Genomic DNA, 19,230 nt, shown 5'->3' on the forward strand with positions numbered 1-19,230 from the left:
TCCGGCCTCCATCACATGAATCTGCTGCCATTACATTTATTTACATGGCTGACGTTCAAATCGGTATTTTTGCTCTGCCTGTGGGTATTTTCCATTGTCAACCTCGCTCATAAACATATCCAATGGACGGCAAAAAGTGCCATAATCCCCGTAAAGAGCCTGATACACGCAGTACAGCTCCTCAGTTTCTGTATGCGTTACCGGACAGGCGATAATTTTATATTCCTTGTGCTTGAAATGGTGCCATATCTCACCGGCCTGCGGAATCTCCCGACCATATTGCTTTTGTATCCTATTGGCCATTTTTTCGCTCCTTTCGCTTTCGTTCTCATTTTCATTGTAAAAAAGAACGAGAAAGAAAGCAAGCGAAAAAAAAATAGCCTTAATTATGTCTTTTGCCTGGCTCAATTCTTGAGCTTCAACCCATCATGAAAAGCCTTCCCCACTACCGGCCCTACCAGACGGTAGGTCTTGGTGGCGATGTCAAAGATAATCGGTTGGAGCTTGTCATAATCCACTACTCCGTCAGTAAGCACCGCTTCATCGGCCTGCTGAGCGACAATTTTCCCCACCAAAATTCCAGTCTCGTCACTGTAGCTTACGCACTCGCACTCCAACGTCACAGGAAATTCCTCGATTATGGGGGCATTGACATGAGCACTCTTATGAACATGGCAGCCTGCCTTCTCTATCTTATTGACCTTACTGCCGGTTTCCACTCCAAAGTAGTCAGCTATTTCCACCGTCTCCTTGGTTGCAAAGGCCACCGTGAACGCCTTGGTATATTTGATGTTCTCCGTGGTTTTGTGTTTGGCCAGAAACAGGGTAATTTCATCAAAATCCGATTGTGCCCCCCATGCTGCGTTCATGGCGTTTGGGACTCCATTTTCGTCATAGGTACCGATAATGAATACTCCCTCCGGGGCGATGCAGGCTTTCTTGCCCAAAAATTCTACACTCATGTTTTTACCTCCTCCAAGTCAGTCATTCTTTCTGTTTTTTAATTATATGTCTTGAAAATAACAGAAACAAGTAAATTGATGCCCTTGTTCCACTCCATTCATGTATTTCCATCGTGGCTCCCCCTAAAACCCTAAATCCTCGTTAATCAGCACCACTTCCATCTCCATATGATTCATCTTCCGCCAATATATGACCTGTGCATTGCATATACGGTTGGGACTGCTGCAATCGTAGCAACGGTCTTCATGAAAGGCACATGGCGTCTTATATTGATGGCGAGCTGCATTTTTCGGCGCGGCAACATTCCTTGCCCGGTTAGCAGCTTCCTCAAGGGTAGGTGCAATCTTATTCCTGCCAGCCACAAAATATACCTTACGATGACCATATAGTGAACCAGCCACTCGATTCCCTGTCCCATCGATATTAACCATCTCGCCGGTTTCGGCAATGCCATTTACCGATGTCAGGAAAATATCGGTGGTCAGGCAAATTCTCGCTGTATCGTAAAATCCTTTTCCCTCTTGGGGATGTTTGGGGTCGTAAACCTCATTATGCCTGGAGAGACGTTCGTAGAGTCCCATGGTCAGCATTGTTTCCGAATCGCCAAAGCCTACAGTAAAACCGTCAATCTTACTGTCAAGGTAGCCAGCACCCTCCTCACCAGTTTCAAAGCAGACCACTTCGTATCCTCTTTTCCGCAGTGCCACTGCCGTTCTCTCAAGATTTACCATAATTGCCTCCATCTAGCCTCAAGAATATGAGTGCCATTACCTATAAGGATTCCAGCGATTCATAAGTATTTCTGTAATGATTTAAGAATGTGCTTTGCTTGATAAGGTCCTACGCAAATATTTCTGTGTATAGGTACAAACCGCAAAGCAACGTCCGCAGACTCGTTCACCCTCGTAAAAACCAAGGAATTCTCGCATCCTTGTAATCTGTGTTTCCTTACAAACATGTGCGTGAATTATGTCTTCTCTAGGCATTCCAGCAGTCCACGCAGTGCCAATAATGGCCTGGCCAGGGCATGCGTCCACACATCGCCGACAATTTCCACAGCGGCTTTCTGTAATGGGGATTGCTGGCTCAAGAGGTGCATCTGTCAACAAACTCGATAGGCGTACCGCACTACCATATTCCTCTGTAACCAAAAGGCAACTCTTTCCAATCCACCCTAATCCCGCTTTAGTTGCCACAGTCTTGTAGGGATACGGTGTACGAAGGTCATCGTTTACGGAAAGGTTTTTTTTAGTGTTGGCACGAGCTCGAAATCCATACTTCTGCAAAAATGCCGCACCTGCCTCGACCATTTCATCCAGTTGGGCATTCAGCGTGTGGTACATTTGATAATATTCAATGGTCGGGTTTGTTTTTATCTCCTCGACGATATGAGCGGGAACGGGGATGGCCACTGCAACACCACGGTTCAGCCCATTTTCGGTATAACCTTCCATATCCGCAACGCCAATAAGTTTAGCTCCTTTTTCTCTCAGCAGTGCAAAGAGGTTTTCCTGTAAATCATCCATAATGTTTCCTCCCATTGATTATACTCAATAACTAGGAAAACACAGATAACAATAAATATAATTAGTTTTCCCCTATCCCCCCAAAAAGTCCAACGTTGGACTTTTTTTTGGGGATAGTTACGGATAATATTTATTACCGCTCATTCAAAAAAGGTGAGGAATACTTTTCTACTAAAAGTATTCCTCACCTTTTTCATTAACCCTTTATCATTTTTAACAAAATATCTTTTGTTTGTTCACTAAGTCCCTCTGCTTGGTCTAACGACTTCATAAGGAATTTCTTGAAGACCTTAACTTCATCACTTTTTACAGCTATGGGAACAAAATCAAAGTTTTCGGGCTTCTCTATTTTTGTAGAGAACACATACTGATATTTCTCTTTTTTCTTTGTAGGTGTATTGACAACAGCTTCAATATCTTCGACTGTCTTAGCGTTCTTTAGCGCTTTTCCCATGGAAGAGGTAATCTTCAGATGGTATTCCTTATCATACACATACTTCTGCAAATCCTCAGTTAAATCAGCAAGAATGTCAGCAATTCGAACTGTTATTAACCGCTGGTCGAAAGCAGAAAGCAGCGGTTCTATAAGTTTGCCAAGTCGGCGATAGAAAAACACAGTGGATCGGGAAACTCCAAATATTTTAGATACAGCCGTAGCAACATCTACGCCAGCACCATAAAAAGCTTCTTCTTTTTCCAGTCTTGCCATTTCTGCATAGCAACGAATCCGGGCATTTGTATCTTCCTGCGCACGTTGTGCCACATTCGAGAGAATTACAATTCGTCTGGCCGTTGCCTCGCTAATGCTATCGTGTTTATAAACTTTGCAAGGAATAGATAAATATTTATCATCCCCGGTTACTTCATGAAGTTCATGGTATACCAAATGTCTGGTATGACCACCAAGAATCATATATGAACCATCTTCCTGTTCCCATACTGTACAGGGATGCCAGAGGCCATATTTGAAGACAGACATATAGATAAGACCGTACTGCTCCGGGCTTGGTCTTCCAAAGAAGTTCCATTCATCAGGAGCAGCCTTCAACTTATCCATGGGGATAAGTCGTTCTGCATCAGCAGGGATGAGGCTTTCTACTCTATCCTCAACTTCATCCTTTTTGGATTGTGCTGCTACCGGTTTTGCCATCAGTTCTTTCAGATGGGCCAGTCGCTCAGGAGAAATATCCCCTGTTGCATTTGGTGCAGGAACAGGAGCCATAGCTCCAATATCATTGAAGGTTTGAGTTCGGTCTACCGAAATCTTAAATTGTTTTCTCTTAGCCAACTCTGGTCAATACCTCCTCCAAAAGTTTGGTATAAGCTCTAGTAGCTTTACCAGAAGGATATGTCTGGCTGACAGGTTCATGCGCACTCTCTGCCTTTCTGGCATCCTCAGAATGAGGAACAATAGCTTCCAGCATGAAATCACCAAACGCTTCACGTATCTGCGGCACATAATCATGCGCAACCGCAGTACGCATATTAACAGCCTCAAAGAAAATTCCTGCTACCTTAAGGTCAGGATTAGCTCTACGACACTGGTTAGCATATCCTAAAGTTGTATTGACGCCATCTACCGAATCATCAGCAGCGTTGACAGGGATTAACAAGTATTGTACTGCCTGCATAATCTGAGCAATATCTGCATCTACAGCCGGACGGCAGTCAATTAAAATATAATCATAGTCAGTGCTCAGTTCCTGAATCAATATCTTATATGCGTTTACACCAAGGATGACTGCATCAAGAAGAGCCTTTGTCGCAGCTGCATAGCGGTCATCGTTTGGTATAATATCAACATTCTTATTTTGAGTCTTCATGACAAAATCTCTTGCCGGACGAGGATTATCACCAAGGATATTCATTACAGCAGACCCTAACTGTATATCACCACGATAAGTTTTAGGGTCATAACCAAATCTCTTTGATAAATTCCCCTGCGGGTCAGCATCTATAATAAGAACACGATAATCACGTTTTCCCAAAAGGTCAGCAAATGCTGCGGTAGAAGTAGTTTTGCCTACTCCTCCTTTGTTTGAACAAATAGCGATTGTTTTTGCCATGAACACAGACACTCCTTCTTTACCGCTTTCCAGAATACGGTTTCTGTACTTTTGAGTTAGAAGCAATATTGACTCATCTATCAACTGGCTCCCAGGAAGTCCTGTAACATCTGATATTACATTGAGCTTATCCTTTAGAGAACTGGATATAGACGTCACAAATCTAACTCGAGGATTGTTCCTAGCCAAGAACACCCTCTCCTTTACTGCACCATAATTTTGTCACTTGTTTTGTACCTTTATAAAAATCAAAGTACAAAACTTATGACATGATTATACCACTTTCAAATACGAATGTATATACGTTTTGAAAAAATATGTAAATATTTGTGTTATAATGATAAAACCTAGCAGTTTAACAAAGTTTTTATAGTATAATATAAAAACTTTGTTAAACTTTCTTGTTTTTTATGCTATAATATAAAGAATCAGAGAGATTAATGTTTTTTAGTTTACAGGATGGAAATATGATAAATCGCAATTCTTATCTCGAAAAGATAATCAAATATCAAAACACTCCTATTATCAAAGTGCTTGTGGGCATGCGCCGTGCAGGAAAATCTACTTTACTGCGGCAATTCCATAGACACCTTCTCGATGAAGGCGTTGAAGCAGACAATATAATATACATGAATTTTGAACTGCTGGAATTTGCTTCCCTTGGAGATTTCCAACATCTCCACTCCTACATACAAGAAAGAATGTCAGGAAAAGACCATGTCTACCTGCTCTTGGATGAAATCCAGATTATCGAGCACTGGGAAAAAACCATTAACTCCCTCTTTGCAGAAGGCAAATCTGACATCTATCTAACGGGGTCCAACGCCGGAATGCTTTCCTCCGAGTTATCTACCCTTCTCTCCGGCCGATATGTGGAGATCCCTTTGCTCCCCTTATCCTTCAGCGAATATATATCCTTTAGGCCTGAAATAAAAGGGAACCTCGATGTTGCCTTCCAGCAGTACTTAAAATATGGTGGCATGCCTATAACCCCCTCACTTCCTGCGGATGAAGAACTTATCAGCAGCGTTCTGGGTGGTATATATAATACCGTATTAGTGAAGGATGTCATTCAGCGTAACAATGTTAGGGACGCTGACCTATTGGAAAGGATTGTGCGCTTCCTGGCCGACAACATAGGAAATCCCATTTCAACCAGTAAAATCAGCGGATACTTGACCAGTCAAAACCGGAAAACTACTGCTGCAACAGTTGATAGCTACCTGAACATGCTGGAAAAGGCTTTTATCTTCTATCGTGCCAGCCGCTATGACATAAAAGGCAAAATGTACCTGAAGACGCAGGAAAAGTTCTATATCGTTGATTCAGGTATCCGCAACATGCTGCTTGGATTTAGTGCCCGCGACTATGGCCACGTACTGGAAAATATCGTATATTTCGAGTTAATACGCCGTGGATATAAAGTTGGAGTTGGAAAGATAGGGTCGCTCGAAGTAGACTTTGTGGCCACCAAGCCGGCCGAGACAAAATACTTTCAAGTTTCGGCCTCGGTGTTGGATGAGAATACTTTGAAGAGAGAGTTAACTCCATTGCAGAAAATCCCTGACCATTATGACAAGATATTGCTAACAATGGATAGAAGCTATATTACAGACTACAATGGCATTAAGCAGGTCAATATCGTCGATTTTTTAAGTGACACAGATTCTTTCTAAAATGTGGATAAGTTTGTGGATAACCCTGTGGATTATTAAGCATCCATCATTAGGTATATGCGGAAGGCGTTCACCAGTCAAATACAAATTGCGCTTCTCATTCACTTGTTACCTATTCTCCCTTCTTTTTCAAAACTCCCTGAGCCCTTATGGTACAAGGGTTCAGCACCACTTAGTGAATACATTTCGCAGTCTTGTTTCTCGAAAAAATTGCGTTTTCCATTCACTTACACTTTACTGTTATACACGCTCATCCCTTACAGTATAAGGGGTTACGGAGCTTTTTCCTTATACTTACCTCATATTCCCAGTTGCGTAATATGTTCACTTGCCATTGCGTTTCTCGTTCACTATCTTGATAATAGTTTTTATCACGAGCCCTTTAATTATAAGGACTCATGCCACTTTTCCCCTCTTTTGTACTTCACCTGCCCTATATATTTATATTCCATATTCTTATAAAGAATATATTTTACAACAGGACACTTTGATTATTAAGTGTTTTGTAAACATCACTTTCTACAAGTGAACACGAAACGCAATTATCTTCTCTTACCTTTCGATGAACCACTTTCATCATTCTTCTTATATTATTGCTGTTTTCTTCACTAGTGAATGGAAAACGCAAATATATACCTCATCTACGCTTTTCCAAGTGAATGAATTTCGCATATATCTCATAACTACAAGTGAATGACTTCCGCAATTAACTATATCATCAAGTGAACCCAAATAGCATTTTCCTGGTAGTATTTCATAATATATGTCCTCTAGTGAATGGATTTCGCATTATTGTTTTAAGTTTTTTGGCCTTTTTCCCCTTTTATCAACCACAAGTGAACGCTTTCCGCAATATATTCCTCTCTTATTAAGCTCACTTTTCAGTTCTCTACTGGCATGAACTGTATTTTGCGGAAAACATTCACTATCTTTTCCAAAGAACAAGTGAATGCTTTCCGCATTTATCTTTCACTATGAGTAAAAACTGTATGCACATTCATAAAACTATATGAAATCTATTCTAACAAGTGAATGGATTCCGCAATATTGTTATAGAAATATACCAAATTATATAGCTTTTTATGGTACAAGTGAATGGATTTCGCATAAATGATGTGCTATTTTTCTCTTTGGATTCAATAACTTATTACTCTCATAGCTATTTTGCGTTTTTCGTTCACTATCTTTTCTTAAAGTGCAAGTGAACGCTTTCCGCAAAATTGTTTTACTTGATACACTTTATTATTTAAGAGTATAATTTTACATGAGTATGTAGAAAGGATTGTGTGACGGATGGAACAGAAGAAAAGTGTTATCCATGTAGACCCACAAATAGACTATACAGCTACACTTCCGGCCATATTTGCTTCGGCGCATCATTCCATGACGATAAATGAACTAAAGGCATTTCTCTTCTTTATCGGCTTAACGCAGGCAAATACACCTGAGGATGAAAAAAAGAACTATCACGAGTACACTTTCTACACAAACGAAATGGCGTCTCGTCTCCAAGAGGATTTGAAGACAAAACGCCCTCGTCAAGTATATGACACCTTTAAGTCCTTGCAGAGTAAGACCATAGAGTTTTCTGATGAAGCTTATGAGGATGAAGAGGATGCTAATCGCAAATCGTTCACTCTTTTCTCTGTAGTAGACTTCCAGGGTCGAAAAAAGAACAAACCATTGACGCTTTCACTTCCTGCTGAGCTCAACCAGTTTTTGTACGAGAGTAAAAGCCTCATACCGTTCTCGTTTGATGAGCTTAATCAGATGTCTTCCATCAAGGCAATGCAGGTCTTTATGTACTTAAAGACATTGGAAGCAAAGGGAACAAACTCTATTCCTCTGCTCCAGTTTATGGTTGACCTGGGATTAAATACGAAGTCATACATGGATTTCAAGATACTCAACAATCGAATCTTGAAGCCCGCGGAGAGAGAAATCCGCCAGTCCACTCCTTATAAGGACTTTAGTATTTCAAATGATGGTACCAGAGGCCGTTCGCCTAAGTATCTATATTGGCAATTTGTTGTTACCAGCATTGAGGATAATAGGGAGAAGAGATTGACTCTTGCCTCTTTGGAGCCGGATGTGGCAGAAAAAGTGCGCTCGCTCAGCAAAGAAAAACAGGATGCTGTTATGAGAGCACTTCAAGCAGGATTCGATCCGAGCTATGTTAACAAGCTGGTGGCCATCAATCAGGACGATGTTGTTTTTGGGGCGAATATAAGCCTTGCGATAATGCAATCCGAACGCAATCATTTATCACCTGAAGACACTGGCAAGATGATTTTGTCAGCTGTTACGAAGAACTGGGTTAATAAAGACAGCAATAAGGAATATCTTAAGCAAAAGAAGCTGGCTCAAAGGGCTCGTGCTACGCAGACTGAGCTTGAATTAGGGATAACCCAAGATGTGGAGCTGGATGCCAACTACAAACGTAAAGCAGCGGCCTACTTCACTGGAATGACCTCAGAGGAGAAAAAAGACTTTTTCATCAAGAAAAGAAACTTTATTCTCAATGTCTTTGGGCACAAGAAAGAATTCCAGATTGATAAGTATCTCCATCGCAAGGAGGACGGTAATCCGGATTGGCGCTACAATGAAGTGCGTGCAGCCCGTGATGTCCTGATGAGTATGCTGAAAAACGGAGATTTGAAAATATAAAAAGATGACGACACGAAAAAGTCCAACGTTGGACTTTTTCGTACATATAGATGTAAGGCGGATGTTATTGCAAGTATCATCCGCCTTATTGTATAGAAAGAAGGAACTGAAATATGGCAAAAATGTTGATAGCTGCATTGGCCGTTTCCTTATTAGTAATATACACTGGTTGTGCAATGGGAAATAAAAAGTATGTTAACCAGTCACAAACAACTTATCGCCAAATCTCTTCCGAAGAGGCGCAAAAGGAAATGGAATCATCTTCAGGATATATCATTCTTGATGTTCGCACTCAGCATGAATATGAAGAAGGACATATTCCAATGGCAATATGTATCCCTAACGAAACTATCGACCGAGAGCCTCCGATGCTTCTTCCTAATAAGGAACAAACTATTTATGTTTATTGCAGAAGCGGAAGACGTAGTAAAGAAGCTGCACAAAAGCTTTACAATATGGGGTATAAAAATATTGTTGAATTTGGTGGCATAAATGACTGGCATGGAAAGGTCTCAAAAGATTGATACTGGTAAAGATAAGAATAAGTAGGAGGAACTTTAGCGAGAGGTAAGAGAAGGCTTATTTATTGACTACTAAAATTAATATTACTATAATATAAATAGCGACCATAGAACGGCTGCCCAAGTCCCAAAAGAACTGGGCAGCCGTTTTTCTATGATAAATGGAGGCTGAAAAATAATGTCATCACAGGAATTAAACCAGGCGCTCTGGAATGCTGCCAATGTTATGAGGAGCACAATGAGCGCCGACGAATATAAGAACTACCTGCTGGGTCTGGTATTCTACAAGTATCTGTCTGACCGGCAGCTGTATGCGGTAGTTGACCTGCTGGAGGATAAGCAGCCTGAATCCTTGGAGGAAGCCCAGAAGATTTACGAAGATGCTATCGGCGGCGAGGACTGGGAAGACCTGCAGGCAGAGCTGACGGAAAAGTACGGCTTCGCCATTGAGCCCAAGTACACCTTTACGGCTCTCTACAACGAGATAAATGACAAGACCTTCGCCACGGACCATCTGCGTCAGGCCATGCGTGATGTGGAGCAAGGCGGCGAGCCCATTCGAGGACAGAAACCTTATGAAGACCTGTTCGAGGACTTCGATATCGATTCCAAGAGCCTGGGCTCCACGCCTGCCAAGCGAAATGCCATGCTGGCCGATGTAATGAAGGAACTGGCCCATATAGACTTCACCCAGTATGGTGCGGATGCCCTGGGTGATGCCTACGAATACCTGATTGGCGAATTTGCAGCTGGCTCCGGGAAAAAGGCCGGCGAATTCTACACCCCCCAGGCAGTATCTGAGCTTATCACTCGCATTGTCACCAGTGGAAAGGAAGGAAAGCCTGGCTTCTCCATTTACGACCCATGCATGGGTTCAGGCTCACTGCTCCTCCATGCCCGGAACTATATGAATGAGGACTGCCGAAACAACGTACAGTATTTCGGCCAGGAAATATCTCATACCACCTACAACCTGGCACGCATGAACATGATTCTTCACAATGTGCCCTTCACATACCAGCACTTCCGCAATGGTGATACCCTTGGGGCTGACTGGCCCACGGAGGAGCCTACGAACTACGATGCCACAGTCATGAATCCTCCCTACAGCCAGCATTGGAGTGCAGCGGCTGGCTTCTTGACTGACCCGCGCTTCCAGAGCTATGAAAAGCTGGCTCCCAAGGCCAAAGCTGATTTTGCCTTCCTGCTCCATGGTTTCTATCATCTGAAGGAAGATGGCACCATGGGCATCGTTCTTCCTCATGGTGTCCTCTTCCGTGGGGCTGGTGAAGGAACTATCCGCAAGCACCTGCTGGAAAACGGCAGTATCTATGCTGTAATCGGCCTGCCGGCAGGTATCTTCTTCAATACTGGCATTCCCACCTGCGTCATCATCCTCAAGAAAAACAATACTGACCGCAGTGTGTTCTTCATTGACGCCAGCAATGAGTTCCGCAAAGACAGAGCCCGCAATTACCTGGATTCTGAGCATATCGACAAAATTGTATCTGCCTATGCAGAACGCAAGGATATAGACAAATTCGCCCATCTTGCCACATTCGATGAGATTAAAGACAATGACTACAACCTTAACATTCCCAGATATGTTGATACTAGCGAGCCAGAGCCGGAAGTGGATTTAAGTGACGTATGTGCCACTATCAGCAGTATTGACTACGAAATCAAGCAGGGGATGGATGAACTGCTGCCGCTGGCTCAGGATATTGATGTCACAGTTGATGACGAGAAATCTAAGAAAATGTTGGCAGATATTATCCAGATGCTCCAGGAGGTGTAACCAATGAAGGAACCGACATTTAGATTCAATGGTTACACTGACGATTGGGAAAAGAAGAAGCTAGGAGACATTGCCTGCAAAGTAACGCAAAAAAATACAAGTAGACAATATGTTGAGACATTGACCAATTCGGCTGAGCAGGGAATTATAAGCCAAAGTGATTACTTCGATCGCGAGATTTCCAGCAAGGAAAACATAGACGGATATTACATTGTTGAGGATAATGACTTCGTCTACAACCCACGAATTTCGACCACTGCACCAGTCGGCCCCGTGAATCGAAACAAGTTGGGGAGAACTGGTGTGATGTCACCTCTCTATACGGTTTTTAAGCCGCATGATGTCAATAACTCCTACCTGGAATGGTTCTTCAAAAGTAGCTACTGGCACCAGTTCATGTACTTCAATGGGGACACCGGAGCACGTTCTGATAGATTTGCCATCAAGGACGCTGTCTTCTTCGATATGCCCATACCTACGCCACACATTGATGAACAACGTAAAATAGGCAGGTTCCTTTCAGAAATGGACAACCTCGTCACTCTTCATCAGCGTAAGTGCGACGCCCTCAAAGAATTGAAGAAGGGTATGCTGCAAAAAATGTTCCCCAAGGAAGGAGCTAAGGTTCCTGAGTTTAGGTTCAATGGCTTCACTGGCGATTGGGAGCAGCGGAAGTTGGGGGAAGTGTTTGAACAAACTTCAAACTTTGTAACGCCAAATGATGATATTGAATTATGGAGCCTTACAGTTGAAGATGGACTAACGCCAAAAACTGAAAGATATAATCGAGAATTTCTTGTAAAGAAGGAAGGTAATTTTAAGGAAGTACGTCCTGGAGATATAGTATATAACCCAATGAACATGACACTGGGGGCTGTTGGATATAACGGAACGGACAAAAGCGTTGCTGTTTCCGGCTATTATACAACTATGATTGCAAAGTCAGATAACGATGCTTATTATATCAACACATGGTTGAAGAGCCCACAAGCAATTCTACTGTACAGAACATATGCAACAGGTTCATTGGTAGAAAAACAACGTGTTCAATTTCCAACATTGTCTGAAATACCTGCCTCATTTCCTGAATATGAAGAACAGAAGCGTATAGGCTCGTATTTCTCTAATTTGGACAACCTTATCACCCTTCACCAGAGCAAGTGTGACGAGCTCAAGAAGATAAAGAAGGGCCTCCTTCAGAAGATGTTTATTTGAGGAATAGATTATGGCACAAAGCGAAGCAGCGATGGAAAATGCGCTCATAAAGCAGCTCACCCAGGACATATCCCAGTGGACTTACCGCAAGGATATTGTCGATGAGGACAGCCTGTGGGCCAATTTCCGCAAGAAGCTAAACCAAAACAATCTGGCCGTCCTGGACGGCACGCCTATCACGGACGTGGAATTCAGCCAGATTCAGCAGTACATGCTGGACGTGGCCAAGTCCCCCTACAAGGCAGCCCTGTGGCTGGCGGGGGAGAACGGCGAAGCTATTATTCCCCTTACCCGGGAGGATGCCGCCAAAGGCACCATCCACCTGATGGCCATAAGCAACCGGGAAATTGCCGGTGGTCGCTCCTCCTACGAAATCATCAATCAGTTTGTATCCAGCAAGCTGGACGAGGATGACCGGGAACGCCGCTTTGACGTGACCCTGCTTATAAACGGCCTGCCCATGATTCATATCGAGCTGAAGAACCAGGACCATCCCTTTATGGATGCCTTCCGGCAAATCAAGAAGTACAGCCTGGAAGGCAAGTTCCGGGGGCTCTTTGGCATGGTGCAGATGTTCGTGGTCTCCAACGGCAGCAATACCCGCTATATTGCCGCCGATACTGGCTCCAGTCTCAATGAGAAGTTCCTGACCACCTGGGTAAACAAGAAGAATGAGCCCGTGGAAAATTATCTGGAATTTGCCAAGGAAGTCCTGCGCATCCCGGAAGCCCATGAGATGATAGGCCATTACAGCGTGGTGGACTCCGAGCGTCATAAGCTCATCCTGCTGCGGCCTTATCAGGTTCATGCCATAGAAGCCGTCAAGCGTGCCTCTGCCAACCAGGAGTCAGGCTTTGTCTGGCATACTACCGGCTCCGGCAAGACGCTGACTTCCTATACGGTAGCCAAGAACCTTATCCTGATTCCAAATGTCGATAAGACCATCTTCCTCATCGACCGCAAGGACCTGGACCAGCAGACTTCCATATCCTTCAAGGCCTACGCCGAGAACGATATTATCGACGTGGATGAGACCGACAACACCCATGATCTGCTGACGAAGCTCAAAAGCAAAGACCGGGTAGTCATCGTTACCACCATCCAGAAGCTGCAGAAAATCATGAAGACCTACAACCGCGAGGACAAAAAGGATTCGCCTACCACCAAGCGGCTGCATGGTCTCTGCATTGCCTTCGTAGTGGATGAGTGCCACCGCACTGTTACGCCGGATACCCAACGGGAACTGCAGAAGTTCTTTATGAACTCCCTCTGGTATGGCTTTACCGGGACACCCATCTTTGAGGAGAACCAACGCCAGCGCAAGGGTGACCTGGCCAGAACCACAGAAGGGCTATACGGCCCTTGCCTCCATAACTACACCATCAAGGAAGCTCTGAACAATAAGGCCGTTCTGGGCTTCCAGATAGACTACAAGGATTCCATCAGCAAGGATAAGCTGATAGAAATAGGCACAGCCCTGCAGGTGGCCAGTGAAGATGACATGGCCAACATGGAAGCAGACAAGCTGGAAGAAAAAGTTCTGTCTGCCTACTACAAGAGCAATGGCCGGGATATCTATGACAATGACGAGCACCGCAAGGGTGTCGTGGAGTACATCGTCAACAAGGCTGCAGGCAAATTCCGCCTGAATGCCCCCCAGGGCGAGGCCTATGAAGCCATCCTCACGGTGCCTTCCATCGAGATTGCCCAGAAATACTACCAGCTTTTCAAGGAATTTATCGCTGAAGGCAAGGTATCTGCGGCTATTAAGGCAAAGTGCATGGACTTCCCGAAGATTGCCATAACCTACACCGTTACGGAAAACGATGAGAACTCCATTGGCAACCAGCAGGCCATGAAGGAATCCCTGGCAGATTACAACCAGATGTTTGGCACCAACTTTGCCCTGGACAGCCTGCCGGCCTATAACACAAACCTCAATGACCGCCTGGCACGCAAGAAGGGACGCTACCAGCAGCGGAAGGAACAGCTTGATATCGTCATCGTAGTGGACAGACTGCTGACGGGCTTCGATGCTCCGCCTTGTGCGATTCTCTTTGTAGACCGGCCGCCAATGGCACCGCAGAACCTTATCCAGGCATTCAGCCGTACCAACCGTATCTTTGATAAAGCCAAGCGCTATGGCATGATTGTCATCTTCCAGCGGTCCGCCCAGTTCCAGACTGCCGTGGACGGCGCCTTGCTGCTCTACAGCAACGGCGGCACCAAGGAAGTCAGTGCCCCAACCTTTGAGGAGATAGAGGCTGAATTCAAGGAAGCTCTGGCTGAGCTTAGAAGCATTGCCCCCACACCGGAGGCCGCAGACAGCTTCCACGATGACGTAAGCTCCATGCAGAAATTTGCCAAGGCTTTCCAGAAAGTAGACCGCCTCAGCGGGGAGCTCCAGGTTTATCAGGAGTGGGAGGATAAAGACCTCTCCGACTATGGCCTGGTACGGGAAGAGCTGACGGATTACGGCGGCAAATACCAGAATGTCATCGAGGAGCTTAGAAAGCCAAAGCCGGACCAGCCGCCTGTTACGGTGGATGTGGGTTACGAACTGGAGAATATCAGCAGCGTAACCATCGACTACCGGTACATCGTCTCGCTCATCCAGCATTACATGCCCAGTGAAGACGAGCTGGTTGTTGAACCCATTGAAGACGAAGGCATTGACAAGCACATTGATAAGCTCCGGGAGACCAACCCTGCCCTGGCCAATGTTATCAGCGGCTTCTGGGAAGACATGAAAAAAGACCCCATGAAATACAGGGGCCTGGATGCCATGTCCATCATTGAGACGCGCATCGAGGAGATTATCAAGAACCAGATTGATAACTTCGCCAAGGAGTGGTGTACCCAGAAGAAGGATGTCATCGCCATCCTGAATACCTTTAAGAAGGGCGACAGCATCTCAATGGTCACCGACTACGAATCCTACAGCAAGACCCATGAAGGCGTCAGCAAGCTCAAGTACAACCGTAGGGCTAAAGACGCCGTGGTGGAGCTGGTGGAAAAGATTCGGCCGCTCAGAGAGAAATGATTTTATGGATAACGGGGAGGCATACGAATGATTAAGGACCTTAATAGCTATGTAAAGTATGTAGAATTCATGACGGCCTATGAAGACGAGCTTTATGCCCTTTACACAGAACAGCCTGACAAATGGCAGAAAATCAAATCACAGCTGAAAAACAAACAGTACGATGTAGAATCTGACGATTGCATCTTCCTGGCCGGTATGGAGGCAACAGAATTTTACGTTAAAGTCAGTGAGAATGATAAATATGTCGCAGAACATCCGTTGTTAAGCGAGTTGTCTAAAATTGAGATAGAAGATGATGATGATTAATAACATCTGTTGAATGACCCTGCAAAAAAAAGCCTCCAAAGGAGGCTTTTTTTGCTCATAGTATGATGGCCATCAATGAGCATATGATAAACCAGATAAAGGCGCAGCCGGTACCGAAGGAGAAGGCCGCTACTATAAGGCTGAAAAATTTTTGCATATCCGCGGCACGTTTGGCCTGACAAGCAGCAATTACAAGGTTAAGGTGTTGTTCATTGGTAGTCATATAGTATTCCTCCCGGTTTTATGATATGTTTGCTTACAAGGATAGTATATAAGAAATGTATATACATGTCAATACATGTATATACAAAATTTTTAACTGTATCAGTTTATTTTATGGTATACTGTATTTGTATATACATGTAAATACGGAGGGAATATCATGGCTGCAAAATCCAGTGATGTTATGATGTCGATACGTTTACCCAAGGAGTTAAGGGATTCTTTTGCCAAAGTGTGCGAGAAAAAAAATCAAACGGCTTCTCGGGTTATTAAATCCTTCATGGAGGAATATGTAAAAAGGGCAGGGGAGACCCAGGAGAAGGAAGATAGATTTGAGAAGTTTGATTTCCAATAATAGGTATGACACGAGTATTTAGTGAGGAATCATCAGGAGCGTAATATTGAGGAATATAAGATTATTTTTGGGAAATCCGCCTATTCCAGTTATAAAATTATGGAAAAATGCACTGGCACAGTCAACAGAAGGTATTTTCCTTCTGTATCTGATAACATCCATTATTGTGGAATCTGTCAGACATAATGGCCTAACATACTCATGGATTGAGGTATTTCTTATAGTTATTACCATGGGAACCATCAGGCGGTACTACATCAGGCATAAACGCATTTATCTCATGGTGTTTTATAATATGACACATCGTCTGGAACGATACATGTCTACACCGGCCTACTTTGATAATCAGAACATACAGGAACTGGCCAGACAAGCTATTCAAGCTCGCAATGAGGGCCATTTGCCGGGATTCACGGCCTATTTGTCCAGCATAACTTATAGCCGCCTGGAGCAGCTGTCACAAAAGATTGTAGATGCTGCTGGAAATAAGGCTCGTTACTGGGATACGTTCATATTGGTCTGCATCGTGTCCTATGCCATAGTAACGATTGGGATTATGGTCAAAGATTTTATATAAAAAAAGCCTCCAAGTTGCGGAGGCTTGATTTATATAATAATATGAGCTATTTTTAATTATGAATCACAGACAACCTTATGTTGGTGATTATTCAATTTCACCATATTTATCAATGTGGGCACGGTATTCCAGATAAATGCGCCGGGCGCTGGAGTACGACATGTTCATGAGGTCAGCAATTTTTCGGAAAGGCATATTTTCCTTATCGTGCATGATGTAAATGCTGCGACCTTTCTCGAATTTGTCGAACTTTCTGGGACGACCAGCGTTGCGGTAATTTCCACTATGAGCCGATTTCCATGCCGATAATTCCAATACCTCTTTGTTTGATTCGTCCAGATAACCACTAACCAGCTCGTAGCCTTCCTTTACGCTATTGTATTGTTCCTGCAACATCTCAACCTTGACGGATAAGGTGCCGATTTGGCGTATTTTATCATCTTTGTCTGATTCAAATTTAATTTCGGCTTCTGATTGTGGGAGCATACAACGTACTAGCTCAGCGTCCATACGAAGACGTGTAAATTCTTCTTCTGCATCCTTGGAGGCCATTTTATCAGTGATAACGATAAAATCCCATCTTCTACCGCTGTTGTTATATAGGCGTGGGCAGCATAAGGCTAAGGATATAGTGCCCTGGTCTTTTCGGCTGGCTCCTTGTAAGTCTCCTGCAATCAGTTCTATTTTCGTATCAGGAAAGGTTCTTTCCTGCAGGAATTTTACTAATTTTTTTCGCTTGTTTTGATTTATCTGTTCAAAAAGCTCCTGAATAACCATAATATATCCCTTCTATTTACGCTGATTTATATTTAATTATAAATCATTAAAGATATTTGTCAATAATAGAATATCAAGAAGAGATAAAAAAAATCAAGCTATTGACGGCTTTAATTGCAGCCATTGCATCTCTTTTAGTTGGTTTGGGCACCGTGGTAAAAAGGGATAGCAGATTTAATCAATAGCTTGAAGTCCTAAAAGGATAACGGGGGGTGTAAGCCTCCTGTTGATAATACTATTATATCATCTGCGAATAATATGGGAAAGTAAAAATGGAGAAAATATATATCAAAAGAAGGAATTAAATAATCTCTGTAGAATAGTATCGGCATGAAAGGATTTATTATATTTTATGGAGGTTATGTATAATGGCAAGAAAAGCAAATTATGATGAAAAGATTTCTACTATCGAGGCAAAAATCGAGAAGAAGAGAAATGAAATCAAGTCTCTGAAGGAACAGCTCGACGCGCTCAAGAGTAAAAAGGGCAAAGAAGATTATCAGGAACTTGTGGAATATATGAAGGCCAATAATCTGTCTGCAGGCGAAGTCCTGGGTAAAATCAAAAAGTAATAGTTTAAGAGGGCCTGCTGCGCTGCGTAGGCCCTCTTATTTATCTGGGTATTTGATATAGCAATTAGATATAGCAATAATTGATGACAATTCCAAGGAGGTTATGTGGTATGATATTTCGCCCCAAATACAATGAACCATTCCCTTCAATAGAGTCTATGTATGAGACAGAAAAAGAGGCAATAGAATCGTTTTGCAAAGAGACAGGAATAATATGCTCATGGGAGAATGAGACATTGGAGATTAGCAATCAACCTGAAAACTGGATTATCCGACAGTCATTGATAGACGGGACTGTTTTGTTGTATCACAAGAATACGAAGGAAGTTCCGCAGTATCAGAAAACATATTACGAAAAAATCGAAGGTTATCATTTGCAGGAAATGTTCTTTGTTTCATTTCTCTATACGTTGTGCTATATTTACCTGCATAGGATATGTATTCTGAGGGAACATGTACCATTTGAAGAATTGCCACCCGTTATGCAGGAGTTTATCCGCTTCTATGAGAAAGAAAAGGCTAGGATACCTAAGGAAACTCGTAAACATAAGCGACATGCAATCCTTAAAGCTCGTGAAAATGCTGCAAAGCAAGCAGAGGCATTAGTAGTAAAAGAACTGTTGGATTCCTTGGAAGATGACCCATCAGAATTACTGATTCCATAAGACAAAATTGTAATCATAATGAGTGGGCTGGCGCAAAGTAAAAATACTTTTGCACCAACCCACATTGTATTACATTTTATTTTTGCATGAGTAGGTTAAGCATTTGTGCGTCTGTAAGGTCAGCCTGTTCCGATGTATTATCGGGGAGTGAGTGTTCGACTTGCGTGCTGAGAATGGTGGGGATTTTGTCGGGGTGGGGGGAGTGCGTTTTGGTCTGGGAAATAATCTTGTCCTTTTCGTAGACCGTGACCAGAACGGAACCGTCGGACATAACGCGG

At 43.3% G+C, this 19,230-nt stretch carries 19 protein-coding genes and 1 pseudogene; 11 read left to right on the top strand and 9 right to left on the bottom strand.

Annotated features, from left to right (window positions below; translation table 11 throughout):
* Nucleotides 1-36 precede the first annotated feature (36 nt).
* The 7 genes and pseudogenes from FZ040_RS12250 to FZ040_RS14385 all read right to left on the bottom strand — a co-directional run.
* Nucleotides 37-408: a DUF1653 domain-containing protein gene (locus FZ040_RS12250; RefSeq protein ID WP_369407144.1), complete on the bottom strand. Its 372-nt coding sequence runs from the start codon at nt 406-408 to the stop codon at nt 37-39.
* Nucleotides 405-962: a flavin reductase family protein gene (locus FZ040_RS12255; RefSeq protein ID WP_149172254.1), complete on the bottom strand. Its 558-nt coding sequence runs from the start codon at nt 960-962 to the stop codon at nt 405-407. The genes FZ040_RS12250 and FZ040_RS12255 overlap by 4 nt, the downstream gene beginning before the upstream one ends.
* A 123-nt stretch (nt 963-1,085) precedes the next feature.
* Complete coding sequence (locus FZ040_RS12260) at nt 1,086-1,694, bottom strand: lactate utilization protein (protein WP_149172255.1); 609 nt, start codon at nt 1,692-1,694, stop codon at nt 1,086-1,088.
* A gap of 81 nt (nt 1,695-1,775) precedes the next feature.
* Entirely contained in the window at nt 1,776-2,489 is a 714-nt protein-coding gene (locus FZ040_RS12265; RefSeq protein WP_149172256.1) for a 4Fe-4S double cluster binding domain-containing protein, read from the bottom strand.
* 196 nt (nt 2,490-2,685) lie between these two features.
* The gene (locus tag FZ040_RS12270; RefSeq protein ID WP_149172257.1) at nt 2,686-3,777 is read right to left on the bottom strand and encodes a ParB/RepB/Spo0J family partition protein; all 1,092 of its coding nucleotides are present in this window, start codon (nt 3,775-3,777) and stop codon (nt 2,686-2,688) included.
* Nucleotides 3,770-4,555, bottom strand: coding sequence for a ParA family protein (locus tag FZ040_RS12275; RefSeq protein WP_255448880.1), 786 nt, complete (start codon nt 4,553-4,555; stop codon nt 3,770-3,772). The genes FZ040_RS12270 and FZ040_RS12275 overlap by 8 nt, the downstream gene beginning before the upstream one ends.
* Nucleotides 4,556-4,609: 54 nt before the next feature.
* Nucleotides 4,610-4,750: pseudogene (locus tag FZ040_RS14385) on the bottom strand (ribbon-helix-helix domain-containing protein); the annotation flags it as partial.
* A gap of 272 nt (nt 4,751-5,022) precedes the next feature.
* Between FZ040_RS14385 and FZ040_RS12280 the strand changes: the two are divergent.
* The 7 genes from FZ040_RS12280 to FZ040_RS12310 all read left to right on the top strand — a co-directional run bounded on the left by FZ040_RS12280 (nt 5,023) and on the right by FZ040_RS12310 (nt 15,784).
* On the top strand, nt 5,023-6,231 hold the full coding sequence (locus FZ040_RS12280) for an ATP-binding protein (protein ID WP_149172259.1): 1,209 nt from the start codon (nt 5,023-5,025) through the stop codon (nt 6,229-6,231).
* A 1,293-nt stretch (nt 6,232-7,524) separates the two neighbouring features.
* Nucleotides 7,525-8,898, top strand: coding sequence for a replication initiation protein (locus tag FZ040_RS12285; RefSeq protein ID WP_149172260.1), 1,374 nt, complete (start codon nt 7,525-7,527; stop codon nt 8,896-8,898).
* A gap of 113 nt (nt 8,899-9,011) precedes the next feature.
* Nucleotides 9,012-9,422, top strand: coding sequence for a rhodanese-like domain-containing protein (locus FZ040_RS12290; protein WP_149172261.1), 411 nt, complete (start codon nt 9,012-9,014; stop codon nt 9,420-9,422).
* A gap of 175 nt (nt 9,423-9,597) precedes the next feature.
* On the top strand, nt 9,598-11,217 hold the full coding sequence (locus FZ040_RS12295) for a type I restriction-modification system subunit M (RefSeq protein ID WP_149172262.1): 1,620 nt from the start codon (nt 9,598-9,600) through the stop codon (nt 11,215-11,217).
* Between the two features lie 3 nt (nt 11,218-11,220).
* Nucleotides 11,221-12,432 (top strand): restriction endonuclease subunit S, encoded by a 1,212-nt coding sequence (locus tag FZ040_RS12300; protein ID WP_149172263.1) that lies wholly within the window; start codon nt 11,221-11,223, stop codon nt 12,430-12,432.
* Between the two features lie 10 nt (nt 12,433-12,442).
* The gene (locus FZ040_RS12305) at nt 12,443-15,475 is read left to right on the top strand and encodes a type I restriction endonuclease subunit R (RefSeq protein ID WP_149172264.1); all 3,033 of its coding nucleotides are present in this window, start codon (nt 12,443-12,445) and stop codon (nt 15,473-15,475) included.
* A 27-nt stretch (nt 15,476-15,502) separates the two neighbouring features.
* Complete coding sequence (locus tag FZ040_RS12310; RefSeq protein ID WP_149172265.1) at nt 15,503-15,784, top strand: hypothetical protein; 282 nt, start codon at nt 15,503-15,505, stop codon at nt 15,782-15,784.
* Nucleotides 15,785-15,839: 55 nt separating this feature from the next.
* On the opposite strand, the gene FZ040_RS14025 is transcribed toward FZ040_RS12310, so the two are convergent.
* A complete protein-coding gene (locus FZ040_RS14025) occupies nt 15,840-16,007 on the bottom strand; it encodes a hypothetical protein (protein ID WP_187620336.1) in 168 nt (55 codons plus the stop codon).
* A 159-nt stretch (nt 16,008-16,166) separates the two neighbouring features.
* Between FZ040_RS14025 and FZ040_RS12315 the strand changes: the two genes are divergently transcribed.
* Together FZ040_RS12315 and FZ040_RS14265 are read left to right on the top strand one after the other, a co-directional pair.
* Nucleotides 16,167-16,361: a hypothetical protein gene (locus FZ040_RS12315; RefSeq protein ID WP_149172266.1), complete on the top strand. Its 195-nt coding sequence runs from the start codon at nt 16,167-16,169 to the stop codon at nt 16,359-16,361.
* A gap of 295 nt (nt 16,362-16,656) precedes the next feature.
* Entirely contained in the window at nt 16,657-16,938 is a 282-nt protein-coding gene (locus tag FZ040_RS14265) for a hypothetical protein (protein WP_255448882.1), read from the top strand.
* 87 nt (nt 16,939-17,025) lie between these two features.
* Here FZ040_RS14265 and FZ040_RS12325 read toward each other — a convergent pair whose 3' ends face one another.
* Nucleotides 17,026-17,715 (bottom strand): hypothetical protein, encoded by a 690-nt coding sequence (locus FZ040_RS12325; protein WP_149172268.1) that lies wholly within the window; start codon nt 17,713-17,715, stop codon nt 17,026-17,028.
* Between the two features lie 368 nt (nt 17,716-18,083).
* Here FZ040_RS12325 and FZ040_RS12330 point away from each other — a divergent pair, with 368 nt between their 5' ends.
* Together FZ040_RS12330 and FZ040_RS12335 are read left to right on the top strand one after the other, a co-directional pair.
* The gene (locus FZ040_RS12330) at nt 18,084-18,287 is read left to right on the top strand and encodes a V-type ATPase 116kDa subunit family protein (protein ID WP_149172269.1); all 204 of its coding nucleotides are present in this window, start codon (nt 18,084-18,086) and stop codon (nt 18,285-18,287) included.
* A gap of 110 nt (nt 18,288-18,397) precedes the next feature.
* Nucleotides 18,398-18,952, top strand: coding sequence for a hypothetical protein (locus FZ040_RS12335; protein ID WP_149172270.1), 555 nt, complete (start codon nt 18,398-18,400; stop codon nt 18,950-18,952).
* Nucleotides 18,953-19,230 lie beyond the last annotated feature (278 nt).

Source organism: Pseudoselenomonas ruminis, assembly GCF_008271295.1.
In the GTDB taxonomy this organism is placed as follows: Bacteria; Bacillota; Negativicutes; order Selenomonadales; family Selenomonadaceae; genus Selenomonas_A; species Selenomonas_A ruminis.